General features: G+C 74.1%; 13 protein-coding genes and 2 pseudogenes. 8 read left to right on the top strand and 7 right to left on the bottom strand.

All coding sequences use genetic code 11. The annotated features are described in order from the left end of the window. Positions 1 to 44: 44 nt before the first annotated feature. The 4 genes from AB0G84_RS22085 (at position 45) to AB0G84_RS22070 (ending at position 4,143) form a co-directional block, all read left to right on the top strand. Positions 45 to 554 (top strand): hypothetical protein, encoded by a 510-nt coding sequence (locus tag AB0G84_RS22085; protein WP_361323235.1) that lies wholly within the window; start codon positions 45 to 47, stop codon positions 552 to 554. Positions 555 to 612: 58 nt separating this feature from the next. After that, positions 613 to 1,830, top strand: coding sequence for a helix-turn-helix transcriptional regulator (locus AB0G84_RS22080; protein WP_361323233.1), 1,218 nt, complete (start codon positions 613 to 615; stop codon positions 1,828 to 1,830). A gap of 179 nt (positions 1,831 to 2,009) precedes the next feature. Beyond that, the gene (locus tag AB0G84_RS22075) at positions 2,010 to 2,354 is read left to right on the top strand and encodes a hypothetical protein (protein WP_361323230.1); all 345 of its coding nucleotides are present in this window, start codon (positions 2,010 to 2,012) and stop codon (positions 2,352 to 2,354) included. A gap of 361 nt (positions 2,355 to 2,715) precedes the next feature. After that, the gene (locus tag AB0G84_RS22070; RefSeq protein WP_361323227.1) at positions 2,716 to 4,143 is read left to right on the top strand and encodes a hydrolase; all 1,428 of its coding nucleotides are present in this window, start codon (positions 2,716 to 2,718) and stop codon (positions 4,141 to 4,143) included. Between the two features lie 208 nt (positions 4,144 to 4,351). On the opposite strand, the gene AB0G84_RS22065 is transcribed toward AB0G84_RS22070, so the two are convergent. From AB0G84_RS22065 to mshA, 3 genes are all read right to left on the bottom strand, one after another. After that, positions 4,352 to 5,302, bottom strand: a complete 951-nt coding sequence (locus AB0G84_RS22065) for a methyltransferase domain-containing protein (RefSeq protein WP_361323224.1) — start codon at positions 5,300 to 5,302, stop codon at positions 4,352 to 4,354. A gap of 159 nt (positions 5,303 to 5,461) precedes the next feature. Then, positions 5,462 to 6,019, bottom strand: a complete 558-nt coding sequence (locus tag AB0G84_RS22060; RefSeq protein ID WP_361323222.1) for a YbjN domain-containing protein — start codon at positions 6,017 to 6,019, stop codon at positions 5,462 to 5,464. After that, entirely contained in the window at positions 6,012 to 7,370 is a 1,359-nt protein-coding gene (gene mshA / locus AB0G84_RS22055; protein ID WP_361323654.1) for a D-inositol-3-phosphate glycosyltransferase, read from the bottom strand. The genes AB0G84_RS22060 and mshA overlap by 8 nt, the downstream gene beginning before the upstream one ends. Positions 7,371 to 7,699: 329 nt before the next feature. Between mshA and AB0G84_RS22050 the strand changes: the two genes are divergently transcribed. After that, entirely contained in the window at positions 7,700 to 8,524 is an 825-nt protein-coding gene (locus tag AB0G84_RS22050; RefSeq protein WP_361323219.1) for a class I SAM-dependent methyltransferase, read from the top strand. A 222-nt stretch (positions 8,525 to 8,746) separates the two neighbouring features. Here the strand turns inward: AB0G84_RS22050 and AB0G84_RS22045 are convergent, their stop codons facing one another. Next, positions 8,747 to 9,655, bottom strand: coding sequence for a helix-turn-helix transcriptional regulator (locus AB0G84_RS22045; RefSeq protein WP_361323216.1), 909 nt, complete (start codon positions 9,653 to 9,655; stop codon positions 8,747 to 8,749). 59 nt (positions 9,656 to 9,714) lie between these two features. Between AB0G84_RS22045 and AB0G84_RS22040 the strand changes: the two are divergent. The 3 genes and pseudogenes from AB0G84_RS22040 to AB0G84_RS22030 all read left to right on the top strand — a co-directional run. After that, positions 9,715 to 9,792, top strand: a pseudogene (locus AB0G84_RS22040) (aldo/keto reductase); the annotation flags it as partial. Positions 9,793 to 9,794: 2 nt separating this feature from the next. Further along, positions 9,795 to 9,956, top strand: a pseudogene (locus AB0G84_RS22035) (Uma2 family endonuclease); the annotation flags it as partial. 310 nt (positions 9,957 to 10,266) lie between these two features. After that, positions 10,267 to 10,665: a hypothetical protein gene (locus AB0G84_RS22030; protein WP_361323214.1), complete on the top strand. Its 399-nt coding sequence runs from the start codon at positions 10,267 to 10,269 to the stop codon at positions 10,663 to 10,665. A 160-nt stretch (positions 10,666 to 10,825) separates the two neighbouring features. On the opposite strand, the gene AB0G84_RS22025 is transcribed toward AB0G84_RS22030, so the two are convergent. From AB0G84_RS22025 to AB0G84_RS22015, 3 genes are all read right to left on the bottom strand, one after another. Continuing rightward, complete coding sequence (locus AB0G84_RS22025) at positions 10,826 to 11,233, bottom strand: NUDIX hydrolase (RefSeq protein WP_361323211.1); 408 nt, start codon at positions 11,231 to 11,233, stop codon at positions 10,826 to 10,828. Between the two features lie 54 nt (positions 11,234 to 11,287). Further along, complete coding sequence (locus AB0G84_RS22020; RefSeq protein WP_361323652.1) at positions 11,288 to 12,334, bottom strand: CHAD domain-containing protein; 1,047 nt, start codon at positions 12,332 to 12,334, stop codon at positions 11,288 to 11,290. Between the two features lie 196 nt (positions 12,335 to 12,530). After that, entirely contained in the window at positions 12,531 to 14,813 is a 2,283-nt protein-coding gene (locus AB0G84_RS22015) for an RNA degradosome polyphosphate kinase (protein WP_361323208.1), read from the bottom strand. Between the last annotated feature and the right edge of the window lie 285 nt (positions 14,814 to 15,098).

Here is a 15,098-nt window from a genome sequence, read left to right as displayed (position 1 = left end):
GGTCATAAGGAGAGGCGATCTCGAGCCGAGTGGAGGAGAACCTGATGCGGCAACCGACACCCCATGGAGCGCTGCGAAAGCTGGACGTGCTGGTGGGCGAGTGGGAGATGTGGGCGGCCGGTCGCAGTGTCGGGCCGGTGCGGACGGAGTTCGGCTGGGTGGAGGGCGGCGCCTTCCTCGTCCAGCGTGCGGATGTGGGGCCGGAGACGGCCCTGCCTGACGAGTGGGCCTCGCACGCGCCGTTCCCCACCGTGGCGCTGACCGGCTACGACGAGACGGCCGGGGACTTCAGCACGCTGTACGCCGACGGGCGGGGTGTCGCACGTACCTACCGGATGCAGCTGACCGACGGCGTATGGACGCAGTGGCGCGCCGCGCCCGGCTTCCACCAGCGGTTCAGGGCCACCTTCAGGGACGGGGGCGACACCCTCGACGGCGGCTGGGAGCGGTCGGACGACGGGGAGTTGTGGAGGCTTGACTTCGATATGACATACGTGCGCATCGGCGCATCAGCGCGCCGTAGTGGCGGTGGTTCCGGTGGATGCGTGAATTGAGGGGCGGATGGCCGGGTGGGCGTAGCGTGGGTGGTACGTCCTTCTCGCGGGGGTGGCCATGGAGTTGTTCCACGAGGAATCCGGTATCGGTGAGCGTATCGCCCGGCTGCGCACGCGCCGGAAGCTGACGCAGGAAGGCCTCGCCGAACGCGCGGGCCTCTGTGTCGACATCGTCCGCAAGCTCGAACAGGGCGTACGGCAGACGGCCCGGCTGTCGACCCTCAATGCGCTGGCCAGGGCGCTGGACGTGGAGCCGTCCGCGCTCGTCGGCCAGCCCGCCACCTTCGAGGTGCGGGAGGAAGGCGAGCGCCCTTCCGTGCTGGCGCTGCGTCAGGCGGTCTCGCCGGTGTCCGATCTGCTGGGTGAGGAGCCGGATCCCGAAGACCCACCCGGTATCGCGGCGTTGCGGGCCTCCCTGAGGTCGACGGAGCGTATCCGCCGGGAGGGGCGGATGGCCGAGATCGGGGCGCTGCTGCCGCAGCTGATCAGGGACGCCCAGGTCGCGGCCCGCGCCTTCCAGGGGAGCGATGCCGCCGCGGCCCACGCGGTCCTGGCCGAGGCGTATCAGGTCGCCGCGACGACGCTGGCGGCGCTGGGCAAGGAGGACGCCGCGTTCACCGCGCTCGAACGGTCGATGGCTGCGGCGGCCAAGGGGGACGACCCGCGTCTGGAGACCGTCGGCCACTCCTGTCTGGCCTGGGTGCTCACCAAGCAGGGGCGACTGGCCGACGCGGAGCGGGTCGCGGTGCGCGCGGCCGAGCGCATCGAACCGGGCTTTCGCTCGCCGCCTGGCGAACTCGCCCTGTGGGGGATCCTGTTGCTTCGCGCGGCGACCGCGGCGGTCCGCCTGGAGAGGCACGCGGCGGTGCATGAGCTGCTGGCGATGGCGAGCGCGGCGGCGGCCAGGATCGGCACGGACCGGCTCGACTACGCGACGCCCTTCGGCCCGACCAACGTAGGGGTGGCGAAGGTCAACTTCCTGGTGGAGATGGCGGAGAGCGCCGAAGCGCTGCGCACCACCCGCACCATCCCCGCCCTGCACTCCCTCCCGCCGACCTGGCGGGCCCGCTTCCATGTGGACCGCGCCTTGGCATGCGCGGACCTGCATCGGGACGACGGTGCCTTGCAGGCGCTGCTCTCCGCCGAGCGCACGGCGCCGGAGTGGATGCGCTACCACGCGACCGGCCGCCGCCTCGTCGCCGAACTCCGCAACCGCGAGCGGCGCCGTACCTCGCCGCTGACCGAACTGGCCGGCCGGCTCGGGCTCGACGGGTAGGACACGGGTAGGACAGGGGTAGGACAGGGCGTCCCAGCAGCGGGGCAAAGTGGCACAGGATGTCCCTGTCCGGGCCGCTCCTGCCTGCCTAGCGTTGCCCGAGCCGTCCGGAGAGGACGCCCCCGGAGCCGTGAAGACCGCTCGGGGTCAACAGCCACGCCAGGAGAGCAGGTCGCACGATGACGTTCCCCGAACACGGTCCCCGCACACCCGGATCCCTTCCCCGGGCCCGCCTCCTCCCCTGGACCGCTCCCGGGGACAAGCCCTGCTATCTCGTCACCGACCAGGACGGTGGGTTCCTCTCCCGGTACGCGGATGAGGTCGAAGAGCTGCAACTCGGCATGAGCGAGGGCCTGTTGGAGCACGCGCGGGTGCTGATCGACGACCCGGCCGCCGACGCGCGGCAGCTGCGGTTCCTGTCGGTGCAGCTGAGCGCGGCCTTACGGGACGCGGTGCGGGTGGCGGAGAGTCGGGGAGCGCGGGCGGCGGATGCGGGGGCGGGGGCGGGCGGCTGCGTGTCGTAGGGCGGAGAGGGGAGGGCTGTGGGGCCGTGGTGGCCGCACCGTCGGTGTCGTGGTGGCCACACCCCGGAGACGGGGGGTGCCACGGTCGATCGCGGCGGGTCGAGTCCGGGAAGCTGAAGGCACGTCGGGAACGCCGGAAGCGACAGCGGACGGCGGTAGGCGGCGACCAACCGATCGAGGGGGAGCGGCAGTGGTGAGGGGAACGGGGGACCACAGGGTGGGTCGGGAGGGAACCGGCGCCGTGGGTCGGGAGGGAACCGGCACCGCGGGTCGGGAGGGAACCGGCACCGCGGGTCGGGAGGGAACCGGCACCGCGGGTCGGGAGGGGACCGGCGCTGTGGGGCGGGAAGGGACCGGCGCCGTGGGGCGGGAGGGGGCCGGCAACGCCTGGCAACGGGGGACCGGCGCCCGGCGGGTGGATGGCCGCAGCGCGCGGCGGGCCGGGGCGGCCGGGGCGCTGGTGGTGGCGGGGTTGCTGGTCGCGGCGTCGGTGGGGGGCTGTTCGGGGGCGGGCGCCGACGGGGCCGGGACCGGGGCCGGGCGTACGCCGCGCACCTCGGCCGCGGGAACGGGGGCAAGTGCGGGGGCGGCGGCGAGAACGGGGGTGGCCGCCGCCCCTCTGACGTTGCCGGCGCCCACCGGGCGGTACCCCGTCGGCACGGTCTCGCTCCATCTGGTGGACCATCGGCGGCAGGACCCGTGGGTGGGCGGACGGGGGCGTGCGGTACCGCGGGAGTTGATGGTCAGCGTCCGGTATCCGGCGGGGGCGGGGGCCGGGCGGTATCCGCGCGCGCCGCAGCTGACGGCGCGGGAGGCGGCCGGGTTCGACGGGCTGAACAACTTCTCGCCGCCGGTACCGCGGGGGAAGGTCGCCTGGGCCGCGACGCGTACGTACGCGCACGAGGGGGCACCGGTGGCCGGGGACCGGCAGGCCGGGCGACGGCTGCCGGTGGTGCTCTACTCCCCCGGCGCGGGCGACCCCCGTTCGTTCGGCAGTACCCTCTGCGACGAACTGGCCTCCCGCGGCTATGCGGTGGTGACCATCGACCACCCCTACGAGGCGCCGGCGGTGGAGTTCCCCGGCGGGCGGGTGGCGCGCAGTGTGATGCCGGCCGAGATGGTCAAGGCCCAGAAAGCCGGGCGGATGACCCAGCTGTTGAAGAAGGTCAGCGGGGTACGGGTGGCCGATACCCGGTTCGTGCTCGACGAGTTGGACAAACGGGGCGCCGCCTCGCCGCTGCCGCGCGGGCTCCGGGGAGTGCTGGACACGGGCGCGGTCGGGATGTTCGGGCAGTCGGCCGGCGGGTTCACCGCGGCGCAGACGATGCATGACGACCGGCGGATCAGGGCCGCGGCGAACCTGGACGGGGTGATGGGCTACACCCAGCGCGATGACGATCCGTCGAACCCGTCGACGGTGGGGCGGGACGGGGTGGACCGGCCGCTGCTGCTGATGGGGATGGCGGGGGACGACCACCACACGGTGGCCTCCTGGGGCGCGGTGTGGCGGCACAGCAAGGGGGCCTGGATGCGGGACCTGACGCTGCGCGGCGGCCGGCACGCCGGGTTCACCGACGGCCAGACGCTGATCCCGCAGGTCGCCCGGCAGGTGGGCCTGCCGCGGAAGGACGTGGAGAAGCTGCTCGGAACGGTGGATCCGGTGCGGTCGGTGGCGGCCCAGCGGGCTTACGTCACCGCGTTCTTCGACCGGTGGCTGCGGGGGCGGGCCGACGGCGGACTGCTGGACGGGCCGTCGTCGCGGTATCCGGAGGTGAAGTTCGTGCGGTAGGCGGGGACTTCGGATCACCGGGAGGGGCGAGCGGGCCGGCGGGGCAGTGAGGCCGGCGGGGCTTCGGACCGTCGGGGGCGAGCGGAGGCCGGCGGGGCAGGTGAGGCCGGCGGAGCAGGTGAGGCCGGCGGGCCGGGCGGGGTGTCTCCCGGCCCGCCCCGCCGGCCGTGCGCCCGCGGCCGGCGGGACGGGGCACCGCCAGAGCCGGTCAGGGCTGCGCCGCCGCCGGGGCCGTCCCGTAGTGCACGGTCTTCGCGGTCAGCAGGAACAGGTCCGGGCGGCGGTCGACGCCCGCCGGGTCGGACGGGTCGAGGAGCCGGTCCAGGGCCGACAGGTCCTCGGCGTCCAGGAGTTCGGCCAGTACGGAGCGGCAGCGCTGCACCGATGCCCGTACGAACTGCCGGGTGGCGTCGGACAGCGGCGCGGGGTGCTCCACGAGGAAGGTCCGGCTGCGGGCCCCGGTGAGCCCCGCGGTCCGCAGCATGCCGGGCCAGTCCTCGACCGCCCGGACCGAGCCGGGCAGTTCGTCCCGCATCCGGCGGAAGCGGTCCGCCATCGCCACATCGAGCCGTTCCTGGAGGCCGGGGCGTCCGAAGCCCAGGTCGCGCGGCAGCCAGCGGGGCGGCAGCCCGCCCTCGACGATGGCCAGCACGCCACCGGGGGCGAGCAGTCCGGCCATCGCGTTCAGGGCCGCCTGCTGGTCGCCGACGTGGTGGACCACCTGCCCGGACCACACCAGGTCCGCCGTGCCCAGGCCGGCCAGCCCCGCCGGGAACTCGGCCTGCCGGGTCCGCAGGGGTACGCCGAGCCGTGCGGCCCGCTGCTCGGCACGGGCCAGCAGCTCCGGGGTGCCGTCCACCGCGACGACCTCGGCCTGCGGGAAGAGCGCGGCGAGCCGGCAGGCCGCGACGCCGGGGCCGCTGCCGATGTCCAGGATCCGGCGCGGGGTGAGGTGGCTCAGCTGCTCGAACGCCTGCTGGACGTAGGGGGCGTGGACCTCGCCCTCCAGCTCCAGCAGGTCGGCCATCGCGGCCCAGTCGAAGTCGTCGTCGTGGCCCAGGTGCGGGCCGTGGTGGGCATCGCCGTGGCCGCTATGGGCGTCGCCGTGGCCGGTGTGGTCGTGGTGGTGGCCGGGGCGGTCGTCGGTGGTACCGGTCATCGCGTCTGCCTCCTGCGGGGTCGACCGTCGGTGCTTCCTGGCGCCGACCATGCGACCGGGGCGGCGACGGCGGCAAGCTTTGTTGCCGTTTCCGCAAGGGCGGACAGGCGCGGTCCGTCCGCCGGAGCGGGGACGGCCGGCACTGCGGCGCTCCGCCCGCTACGCCTCGGGGTGGCCGCCCCCGGCGCGCTCCCCGGCCTTCTCCCCGGCGGCGTCCCCGCCCTCCCCGGCGCCCTTCCGGGTCAGGTGCGCGAACGCCTCCAGGTTGCGGGTGGACTCACCGCGGGCGACCCGCCAGGCGTACTCCTTGCGGATCGCGGAGGCGAAGCCCATCTCCAGGAGGGTGTTGAAGCTGCCGTCGGCGTTCTCCAGGACGGTGCCGAGCAGCCGGTCGAGCTCCTCGGGGGTGACCGCGGCCAGCGGGAGCTTGCCGACCAGGTAGATGTCGCCGAGCCGGTCGATCGCGTAACTGACGCCGTAGAGGCGGGTGTTGCGCTCCAGGAGCCAGCGGTGCACCGCCTCGTGGTTCTCGTCGGGGCGGCGGACGACGAAGGCGTTGATCGAGAGGGAGTGGCTGCCGACGACGAGGGAGACCGTCGTGGAGAGCTTGCGGGTGCCGGGCAGCTTCACGACGTAGGAGCCGTCGGACGGGGACTCCCAGGAGAGGTCGGCGTCGTCCAGTGCCGCCTCGATCACCTGTCGCGCATCGTCAGCCATGGGGTGATCGTAGGCGACGGCGCCGCTCCTGCATGGCCGCGGTGTACACCTCCGCGGTCGCCGCGGCGGCGGTGTCCCAGCCGAAGGACTGGGCGTGCCGGGCCGCGTCGGTGCCCATCCGGACGGAACGGTCCGGGTCGTCGAGGAAGCGCCGCAGGGCCCGGGCGTAGTCGGCCGGGTCGTGGCCGGCGACGAGGAAGCCGCTGACGCCGTCGCGGACGGCCACCGGCAGCCCGCCGACCGCGGCCGCGACCACCGGGGTGCCACAGGCCTGCGCCTCGATGGCCACCAGCCCGAACGACTCGCTGTACGAGGGCATGACCAGCACCGATGCGGCGCGGTACCAGTCGGCCAGCTGCTCCTGGCCGACCGGCGGGCGGAACTGCACCAGGTCCGCGATGCCCAGCCGGGCGGCCAGCTTCTGCAGCCCCTCGGGCTTGGCCAGACCGCTGCCGCTGGGGCCGCCGACGACCGGTACGACCAGCCGGGAGCGGAGCGAGGGGTCCTCGGCCACCAGGGCGGCGGTCGCCCGCAGCACGATGTCGGGGGCCTTCAGCGGCTGTATCCGGCCCGCGAAGAGCGGTATCAGCGCGTCCTGCGGCAGGCCCAGCCGGGCGCGGGCGGCGGCCCGGCTGCGGGCCACCCCGCCGTCGGCGGGCCGGAAGCGGTCGAGGTTGACGCCGGGGTGGACGACGGCGACCGCGGCGGAGTCGGCCTCGTAGTGCCGGACCAGCTCGTCGGCCTCCTCGGCGGTGTTGGCTATCAGGCGGTCCGCGGCGGCGACGATCTGGGTCTCGCCGATGACCCGGGCGGCCGGCTCGGGGGTGTCGCCGGCGGCCAGCGCGGCGTTCTTGACCTTGGCCATGGTGTGCATGGCGTGCACCAGCGGGACGCCCCAGCGCTCGGCGGCCAGCCAGCCGACGTGGCCGGAGAGCCAGTAGTGGGAGTGCACCAGGTCGTAGTGGCCGGGGCGGTGGCCGGCCCAGGCCTGCATCACGCCGTGGGTGAAGGCGCAGAGCTGGGCGGGCAGGTCCTCCTTGGCCAGGCCCTCGTACGGACCGGCGTCCACGTGCCGCACCAGCACACCGGGGGCCAGCTCGACGGCGGGCGGGAGGGTGCCCGTGGTGGCCCGGGTGAAGATCTCCACCTCGATGTTGATCGCGGCGAGCTTCCTGGCCAGCTCGACGATGTAGACGTTCATGCCGCCGGCGTCGCCGGTCCCGGGCTGGTGCAGCGGGGAGGTGTGCACGCTGAGCATGGCCACCCGGCGCGGGCGGCGCGGGCCGCCGGTCAGGCGCAGCCGGGACTGCCCCGGGAACGGGCCATGGGGACGGCTGCGGAGCCGGGACACAGATGGGCTCACGTCGAGCTACCTCCTAGGCGGGGCGGGCGGCACGCCTCCGAACCCCTGCAACAACAGAGCCCCGCCATCCATTTCCGTCCGGCGCGCCGGCTGCGTACTTTGCCAAAGCGTGACCGGGGGCGGGTACGCGGGTTCGGGTGTGCGGTTGCGCATGCGGAGGGGTGGCTTCCAGGGCTACGTCGTCCGGGACACCGGCGGGTACACGCTCGGGTGCCGAGGCCGGACGGACGTCCCGGGGCGGGTACGCAGGCACGTACGCGCTCGGGTGCCGAGGCCGGACGGACGTCCCTGCGCGGGCCTCCCATACTCTCGGAGCCATGCCCCGCCGCTCCGCCCCCGCCAGCGCCCCGACGTCCCGCCCCGTCGGGAACGCCACCCGCGGGACCACCAACCCCAACCGCCTGCGCCGCATGGACCGCTGGATCGCCGCCGAGCACGGCACCGCGCTGCGCCGTGCCGCCGACCCCGTCGCGGTCGACCTCGGGTACGGCGCCGCACCCTGGACCGCGGTGGAGCTGCTGGGGCGGCTGCGGACGGTCCGGCCGGACGCCCAGGTCGTCGGGGTGGAGATCGACCCGGCGCGGGTGGCGGCGGCCGACCGGCACCGGAGGCCGGGGCTGGACTTCCTGCACGGCGGCTTCGAGGTGCCGCTGCCGGGCGAACGGGGGCGGGCGCCGGTACTGATCCGGGCGGCGAACGTGCTGCGGCAGTACGACGAGGACGAGGTGGCCGCGGTGTGGCGGCGGCTGTGCGCCCGGCTGGCGCCGGGCGGGCTGCTGGTGGAGGGCACCTGCGATGAGATCGGGCGGCGGCACGTCTGGGTGGCGCTGGGCCCCGAAGGGCCCCGTACGGTCACCTTCGCGGCCCGGCTCGGCTCCCTGGAGACCCCGTCCGACCTGGCGGAACGCCTTCCCAAGGCGCTGATCCACCGCAATGTGCCGGGCGAGCCGGTGCACGCCTTCCTGCGGGACTTCGACCGGGCCTGGGCCGCCGCCGCCCCGCTCTCGGCGCTGGGCGCCCGGCAGCGGTGGCGGACGGCGGTGGCGGCCCTGGCCGCGGACTGGCCGCTGGCCGGCGACCCGCGGCGCCGGCGGCAAGGCGAGGTGACGGTGCGCTGGGAGGCGCTGGCGCCGCGCGGGTAGAGCGCCTCTTCCGGAACGTCGTGGGCTCGCGGGGCCCGACACGCACCTCTGCGGCGTGCCCGCTCAGACCGCCTCGTCGGGCTTCTCCCCTGCCCCCTTCCCCCCGTCTCTCTTCCCCCCGTCTCTCTTCCCCCCGCCCTCCTTCCCACCGTCCGTCTTCTCCCCCTCCACCGCCGCGGGCCCGAACGGGTGAACGCGCCCGCCGCTGCGTCCGGAGGCCCCTCAGGCCGCGCCGGCCGGCACCGCCCGGGGCGGCACCGTGGCCTGGGCCTGGGCCGGGACCGGCAGCGACGCCAGTTCCCGCAGCCGCCGCTCGGACTCCGAACCCCGCGGCGCGCTGTACGTCACCAGGGCCTGGTCCGCGTCGGTGGCGAGCCGGAAGCTCTCGAAGGTGACGGTGATCTCGCCGACCTCCGGGTGCTGGATGCGCTTGGTGCCGCGCAGGCACTCGTGCACCGACTGGGTCTCCCAGATCCGCCGGAACTCCGCGCTGCGCACCAGCAGTTCGTTGACCACCTCGCAGATCCGCGGGTCGTCGGGGTGCCGTCCGCTGTCGGCGCGCAGATTGCCGACCACCTCGACGGCCTTGGCCTCCCAGTCCGGGTGCAGGGTGCGGGCCGCCGGGTCGAGGAAGACCAGCAGTGCGGTGTTCCGGCGGTCCGGGGCGAGCGCGTCCAGGTCGAAGGCGATCCGGCCGGCGAGGGCGTTCCACGCCAGGACGTCCAGCCCACGGCCGATGACCATGGCCGGGACGGTGGAGTCCATGGCGTCCAGCAGCTGCCGGATCTCGGGCCGTACGGTGCGCTCGCGGGCGGCGCCGGCGGCACAGGCGTCCGCCGCGCTCCGGCGCCGGGGCACGGCGACGTTGCGGAGGTAGGTCACCTCGCCGCCGGACAGCCGCAGCGCCCGCGCGATGGCGTCCAGCACCGAGTCGGAGACGGCGTGCGCGCGGCCCTGTTCGATGCGGGTGTAGTAGTCGACGCTGATGCCGGCGAGCTGGGCGACCTCCTCGCGCCGCAGCCCGCGCACCCGTCGGCGGCCGATCCCGCCGGGCAGGCCGAGCTCGGCCGGGTCGAGCGCGGCGCGGCGCGCCTTGAGGAACGAGCTGATCTCGATTTCCGCATGCAGCATCCGTCCAGTATGGCGGCGGGCACCCGGCCGGGTGGTTCCGCCGGACCCAGGCTGGGACGGGCCACGTCCGCTTCCGCACCGAGCAGCCGCCCTACTCGATGCTGGCCCGCGGCATCGAGGGCTCGGTGCTGCCGACCGGGCACGCATCTACCTGCTGATCGACCGTCAGGAACGGTCCGTCACTGTGTACTCCGAGCCGGGCCGCCTGGGCTACACCCGTGCCGACGGACCTCACCCCTATGGCACGCCGGTGCATCTGCCGGCGCCGTTCGACCTCGATCTCGAAACCACCGGCCTCTAGCTCGTCGAGCCGGCCGGGCTCCCTCAGGCCGGTCGCACGGCCGCCAACGGGCGGCAGGAATCGACGCCACCGTGCCCGAATCCTTTCGGCCGGATGCGGCGGAGTGTCACAGTGGATGTCGGGCAAGCCCGGTTGGCGCTGGTGTGCTGGTGGCGAGGCGGCTGCCCCGGTCGACCGGACGTGACGGGCTTCTGTCCGGTTGGCGGATACCGGACCGCATGGTTGCGGCAGCCCCGGACGGATGCGTGACTTGAGCAGTCCGATACATGTCTGGTCGCGCCCGGGAACGGGCCGCAACACAGGGGGGAACATGCATCAACGCGTACGCAAGGCTGCCGCCGTCACGGCCGCGGCACTGCTGATCGGACTCGTCGGCACTCCCGCCGCCCATGCGGAGGGGCACAAGACCTCGTACATCAAGGGCTGGACGCCCTTCACGGAATCCAGCAGGTGGACCGACCGCAACGTCGACTCCGCCAAAACCACTGTCAAGCTCAGTGGTTGCGCCACGGACTCGGACTTTCGAAGCGCAACGCTGACCCTGTACCGGAACGTCGACTGGGGTCGCGACACGAAGATCAAGTCGATCACCCACAAGTGCGGCACGTACTCATGGGGGCATCTCTCCAAGGGGACGTACTACTTCACGCTCTCCGGCTTCAGCGGCGGAGGGCAGTTCTGGGCCAAGAAGGTCGTCATCAGCTGGTAGCACGCGTGGGTGTGGCCCCGGTCCGACCGGACCGGGGCCACACGTGTTGAGGCGCAAGGGCGGTGCAGCCGCCGGGCCGACGGCGGGCCCGGCGAGGTGCGCACCGTGTGGTTCCGGACCGGCCCGGTGGCCCGCTCGGGTCCCCGGTGGCCCGCTCGGGTCAGTGCCGGGTGCTGAGAAAGGCCTCGACCAGTTCCCTGTCCCGGTCCTGGGTGAGGTGTCGACAGGCCTCGGCCGGGGACAGCCAGAGCATCCGGTCGACCTCGTCGTTGGGGGTGAAGGCGCCGCCGGTGGCCTCGGCGGCCCAGTAACGGACCTGCTTGGGGCGGCCGTTGGCGAGGTAGCGGGAGGTGGGGAGCGGGGTGCCGGGGCGGCAGTCCATGCCGGTCTCCTCGGCCACCTCGCGCACCGCGCCGGCCAGCGGGTCCTCGCCGCGCTTCAGCTTGCCCTTCGGCAGCGACCAGTCGTCGTACTTGGGGCGGTGGACCAGGGCGATCTCCAGGCCGTCCGCCGAGGCCGCCCGGCGCCACAGTACGCACCCGGCCGCGCGGATCACTGAGTCAGGCATCTCGCCCCCTCGGGTCCGGTCTCCCCCACCCTCGTGATCATCCTGTGCCACCCGTCAGGCCGTGCGGTCCGCCGGCGGGCGGGAGTGCCACACCAGGGTGAAGGCGAAGCAGGCCGCCTCCACCTGGTGGCGCTGGTCGGCGTGCAGGACGCCCAGGGCGTACGCGGTGGCCGGGGCGATCCTGGGGGTGCGGGCCGCGGCGGCGGCTGCGGCCGCGGCCTCGGCTGCGTCGCGGTGGGACTCCAGGGCATGGGCGGCCTCCGCCAGCCGGGACTCGGCGTACTCCGGCGCGATCAGCTCCTGGGCGTAGCGGCTCAGCCGGACCAGGAACCGGACCTGGTGCCAGGGCGCGTCCTGGCGGTGGTCGGCCGCGAGCGCCGCACCGTTGTACGGGTATCCGGCGCGGGACAGCGGCAGCGCGGCGACCGCCTCGACGAGCCGCCGGTGGGCCTGCTCGGCGAGCGGCGGCAGCGCCTCGGTGGCCGGCAGCTCCGCGGCGTTGCGGGCCAGCGGCGCCTCGGAGGCGAGCACCGCGACGGAGTCCGCCACGGCGTGGAAGCGGGAGGAGCCCAGGGCCTGCAGCGCAGCCGAGTGGGCACGGGTGCGGGCGAGGGTGAGCTGGCGGTCCAGCAGCGCCCCGGCCCGGGCGGCGCCGGCGGCGAGCGCGGCGTCGGGGTCCGGGTCGGTGGCGGTGGAGCCGGCGGGGGCGGGCGCGGGCGGTGGGGTGGTGGCCGCGCCGCGGTCGCCGCGCCGGCTCCGGTCGCCCCTGGTTCCCCTGGCGCTCCGCTCGGCACGCTCGGGCCGTTCCCCCCGGCCCGTCAGCCGCGCGAGCGCCGTCATCAGCCGCTCGCGACGGGCCGCACAGGCCTGTTCGCGGGCGAGCGTTCCGGACAGCCAGCCGAGTTCGGCGAGCAGCTGGTCGGCCCAGGCCTCCTCGGTCAGCGGCCGGAAGGTGTGCAGGGTGGCGCTGATCCGGCGGGCGGCGTGGCGCAGCTGGCGGGCCGCCTCGCCCGCGGCCTCCGCGTCCGAGCCGCTCTCGCGGTGCAGCCGCAGGCTCCGCAGGAACGCCGCGGACTGCTCGTGGAGGTATTCGGCGAGCACCTCCTCGGCGGTGCGGGCGGCGAGGCCGGCGCCGAGCGGAGAGCCGGGGGCGGCGGGGTCGGTGTCCGCGCCGTGGAGCAGCAGCGGGCCGTACGGTCCGCCGTACGGGCCGTCCACCACCGCGGCGGGGGCTCCGGGCGCCCCGCCGGGCTCGTATCCGGTGCCGAGGAGGCCGGTGGGGCCCCCGGTCGGCTGGTCATGTCGCTGGGCCACGCCGGCGCCTCCGGGCGTCAATGAGCATTTCCTGTACGTTGCGCAGCGGCGCGCCGTCCGCGTCCACGGCGTGCCGGGTCCAGTCGCCGTCGGGGCCCAGGTGCCAGGAGGACGTGGTGTCCGAGGCACCGGTCTCCAGCAGCCGGTTGAGGGCGGCGCGGTGCGCCGGGTCGGTGACCCGGACCAGCGCCTCGATCCGCCGGTCGAGGTTGCGGTGCATCATGTCGGCGCTGCCCAGCCACACCTCGGGCTCCCCGCCGTTGCCGAAGGCGAAGATCCGGGAGTGCTCCAGGAAGCGGCCGAGGATGCTGCGGACGCGGATGTTCTCGCTGAGGCCCGGCATCCCCGGGCGCAGGGCGCAGATGCCGCGCACCCAGACGTCGACCGGTACCCCGGCCTGGGAGGCGCGGTAGAGCGCGTCGATGATGGCCTCGTCGACCATCGAGTTGACCTTGATGCGGACGTAGGCGGGGCGGCCGGCGCGGTAGTGGGCGATCTCCTTGGTGATGCGCTGGATCAGGCCGTCGCGCAGGGACTTGGGGGCGACCAGGAGCCGGCGGTAGGTCTCCCGGCGCGAGTAGCCGGAGAGCCGGTTGAACAGGTCGGAGAGGTCCGCGCCCACCTGCTGGTCGGCGGTCAGCAGGCCCAGGTCCTCGTAGAGCCGGGCGGTCTTGGGGTGGTAGTTGCCGGTGCCGACGTGGGAGTACCGGCGCAGCATGTCGCCTTCCTGGCGGACCACCAGCGAGAGCTTGCAGTGCGTCTTCAGGCCGACCAGGCCGTAGACGACGTGGCAGCCGGCCTCCTCCAGCTTCCTCGCCCACTTGATGTTGGCCTGCTCGTCGAAGCGGGCCTTGATCTCCACCAGGACGAGGACCTGCTTGCCGGACTCGGCGGCGTCTATCAGGGCGTCGACGATCGGGGAGTCGCCGGAGGTGCGGTAGAGCGTCTGCTTGATCGCCAGTACGTCGGGGTCGGCGGCGGCCTGCTCCAGGAACGCCTGGACGGAGGTGGAGAAGGAGTCGTAGGGGTGGTGGAGGAGGACGTCGCGGGTCCGCAGGGCCGCGAAGATGTCGGGTGCGGAGGCGGACTCCACTTCGGCCAGGTCACGGTGGGTGCCGGCGACGAACTTGGGGTACTTCAGCTCGGGCCGGTCCAGGGCGCCGATGCCGAAGAGGCCGGTGAGGTCGAGCGGGCCGGGCAGCGGGTAGACCTCGGCGTCGGAGATCTTCAGCTCCTGGACGAGCAGGTCGAGGACGGCGGGGTCGATGGACTCCTCGACCTCCAGCCGGACCGGAGGCCCGAAGCGCCGCCGCATCAGCTCCTTCTCCAGGGCCTGGAGGAGGTTCTCCGCGTCGTCCTCCTCGACCTCCAGGTCCTCGTTGCGGGTGACCCGGAACATATGGTGCGCGCGCACCTCCATGCCCGGGAACAGCTCCTCCAGGTGGGCGGCGATGACGTCCTCGATGGGGACGTAGCGCTGCGGGGAGGCCTCCAGGAAGCGGGAGAGCAGCGGCGGCACCTTGACTCGCGCGAAGTGGTCGTGGCCGCTGACCGGGTTGCGCACCACGACGGCCAGGTTCAGCGAGAGTCCGGAGATGTACGGGAAGGGGTGCGCCGGGTCGACCGCCAGTGGGGTGAGCACCGGGAAGATCTGCTGGCGGAAGAGGGTGAACAGCCGGGACTGTTCCTTCTCGGTCAGCTCCGGCCAGCGGATCAGGTGGATGCCCTGGTCGGCGAGCTCGGGGGCAATGTCCTGCTGGAAGCAGGCGGCGTGCCGGGCCATGAGCTCGCGCGAGCGGGTCCAGATCAGGTCCAGCACCTCGCGGGGCTGGTAGCCGGAAGCGGAGCGGGTGGCCACTCCGGTGGCTATCCGGCGCTTGAGTCCGGCGACCCGGACCATGAAGAACTCGTCGAGGTTGCTGGCGAAGATCGCCAGGAAATTAGCCCGTTCGAGGAGGGGGGTGGCCGGGTCCTCGGCCAGTTCGAGCACCCGCTCGTTGAACGCCAGCCAGCTGCGCTCGCGGTCCAGGAAGCGGTCGCTGGGCAGCTCCGCGCCGTCCGCGCCCACCACGCCCTGGTCCTCGTACGCGTCCGGGTCGGCGTCCAGGTCGGGCTCCAGACCCGGCACCGTCCCCCGAACCGCCTGCGGACGGTGCGCGGCGATGGAGCCCACCGAGGGCTGGGCCGAGGGGCCCGGGCCCTGCGCGGGCTTCGGGGTCGGCTTCTCGGGCTGGACCTGTGCCTGAGCGCTGGGCTGCTGGTTCATGGCCTTATTGTTCCGCGTTCCGGGGGTTCCAGGCGCGTCAGGAGGTGGGGGCGCGAGATGAAGCCGTGTTTTCGGGACGTTCGACACAGCGGGCTGCATTCACCGATGCTCGCAAGTGACCTTGAATCGCCGGTAACGCGGATATGGCGGCCAGGCAAGCGGGGTACTACGGCGAGGCGCACGGGCCCGCCGGGCACGGGGCCGGGCGGGGCCTGCGGGGCCAGGTGACGCCTGCGGGCCGGGTGGTCCGTACGGACGGCCGTGGGGTGCCTCCCCTTCGGCGGG

It is taken from the genome of Streptomyces sp. NPDC020742 (genome assembly GCF_040641675.1).
Lineage (GTDB): Bacteria > Actinomycetota > Actinomycetes > Streptomycetales > Streptomycetaceae > Streptomyces.
The sequence above is the reverse complement of the archived record's forward strand: the minus strand, read 5'-3'. Positions and strand labels throughout refer to the sequence as shown.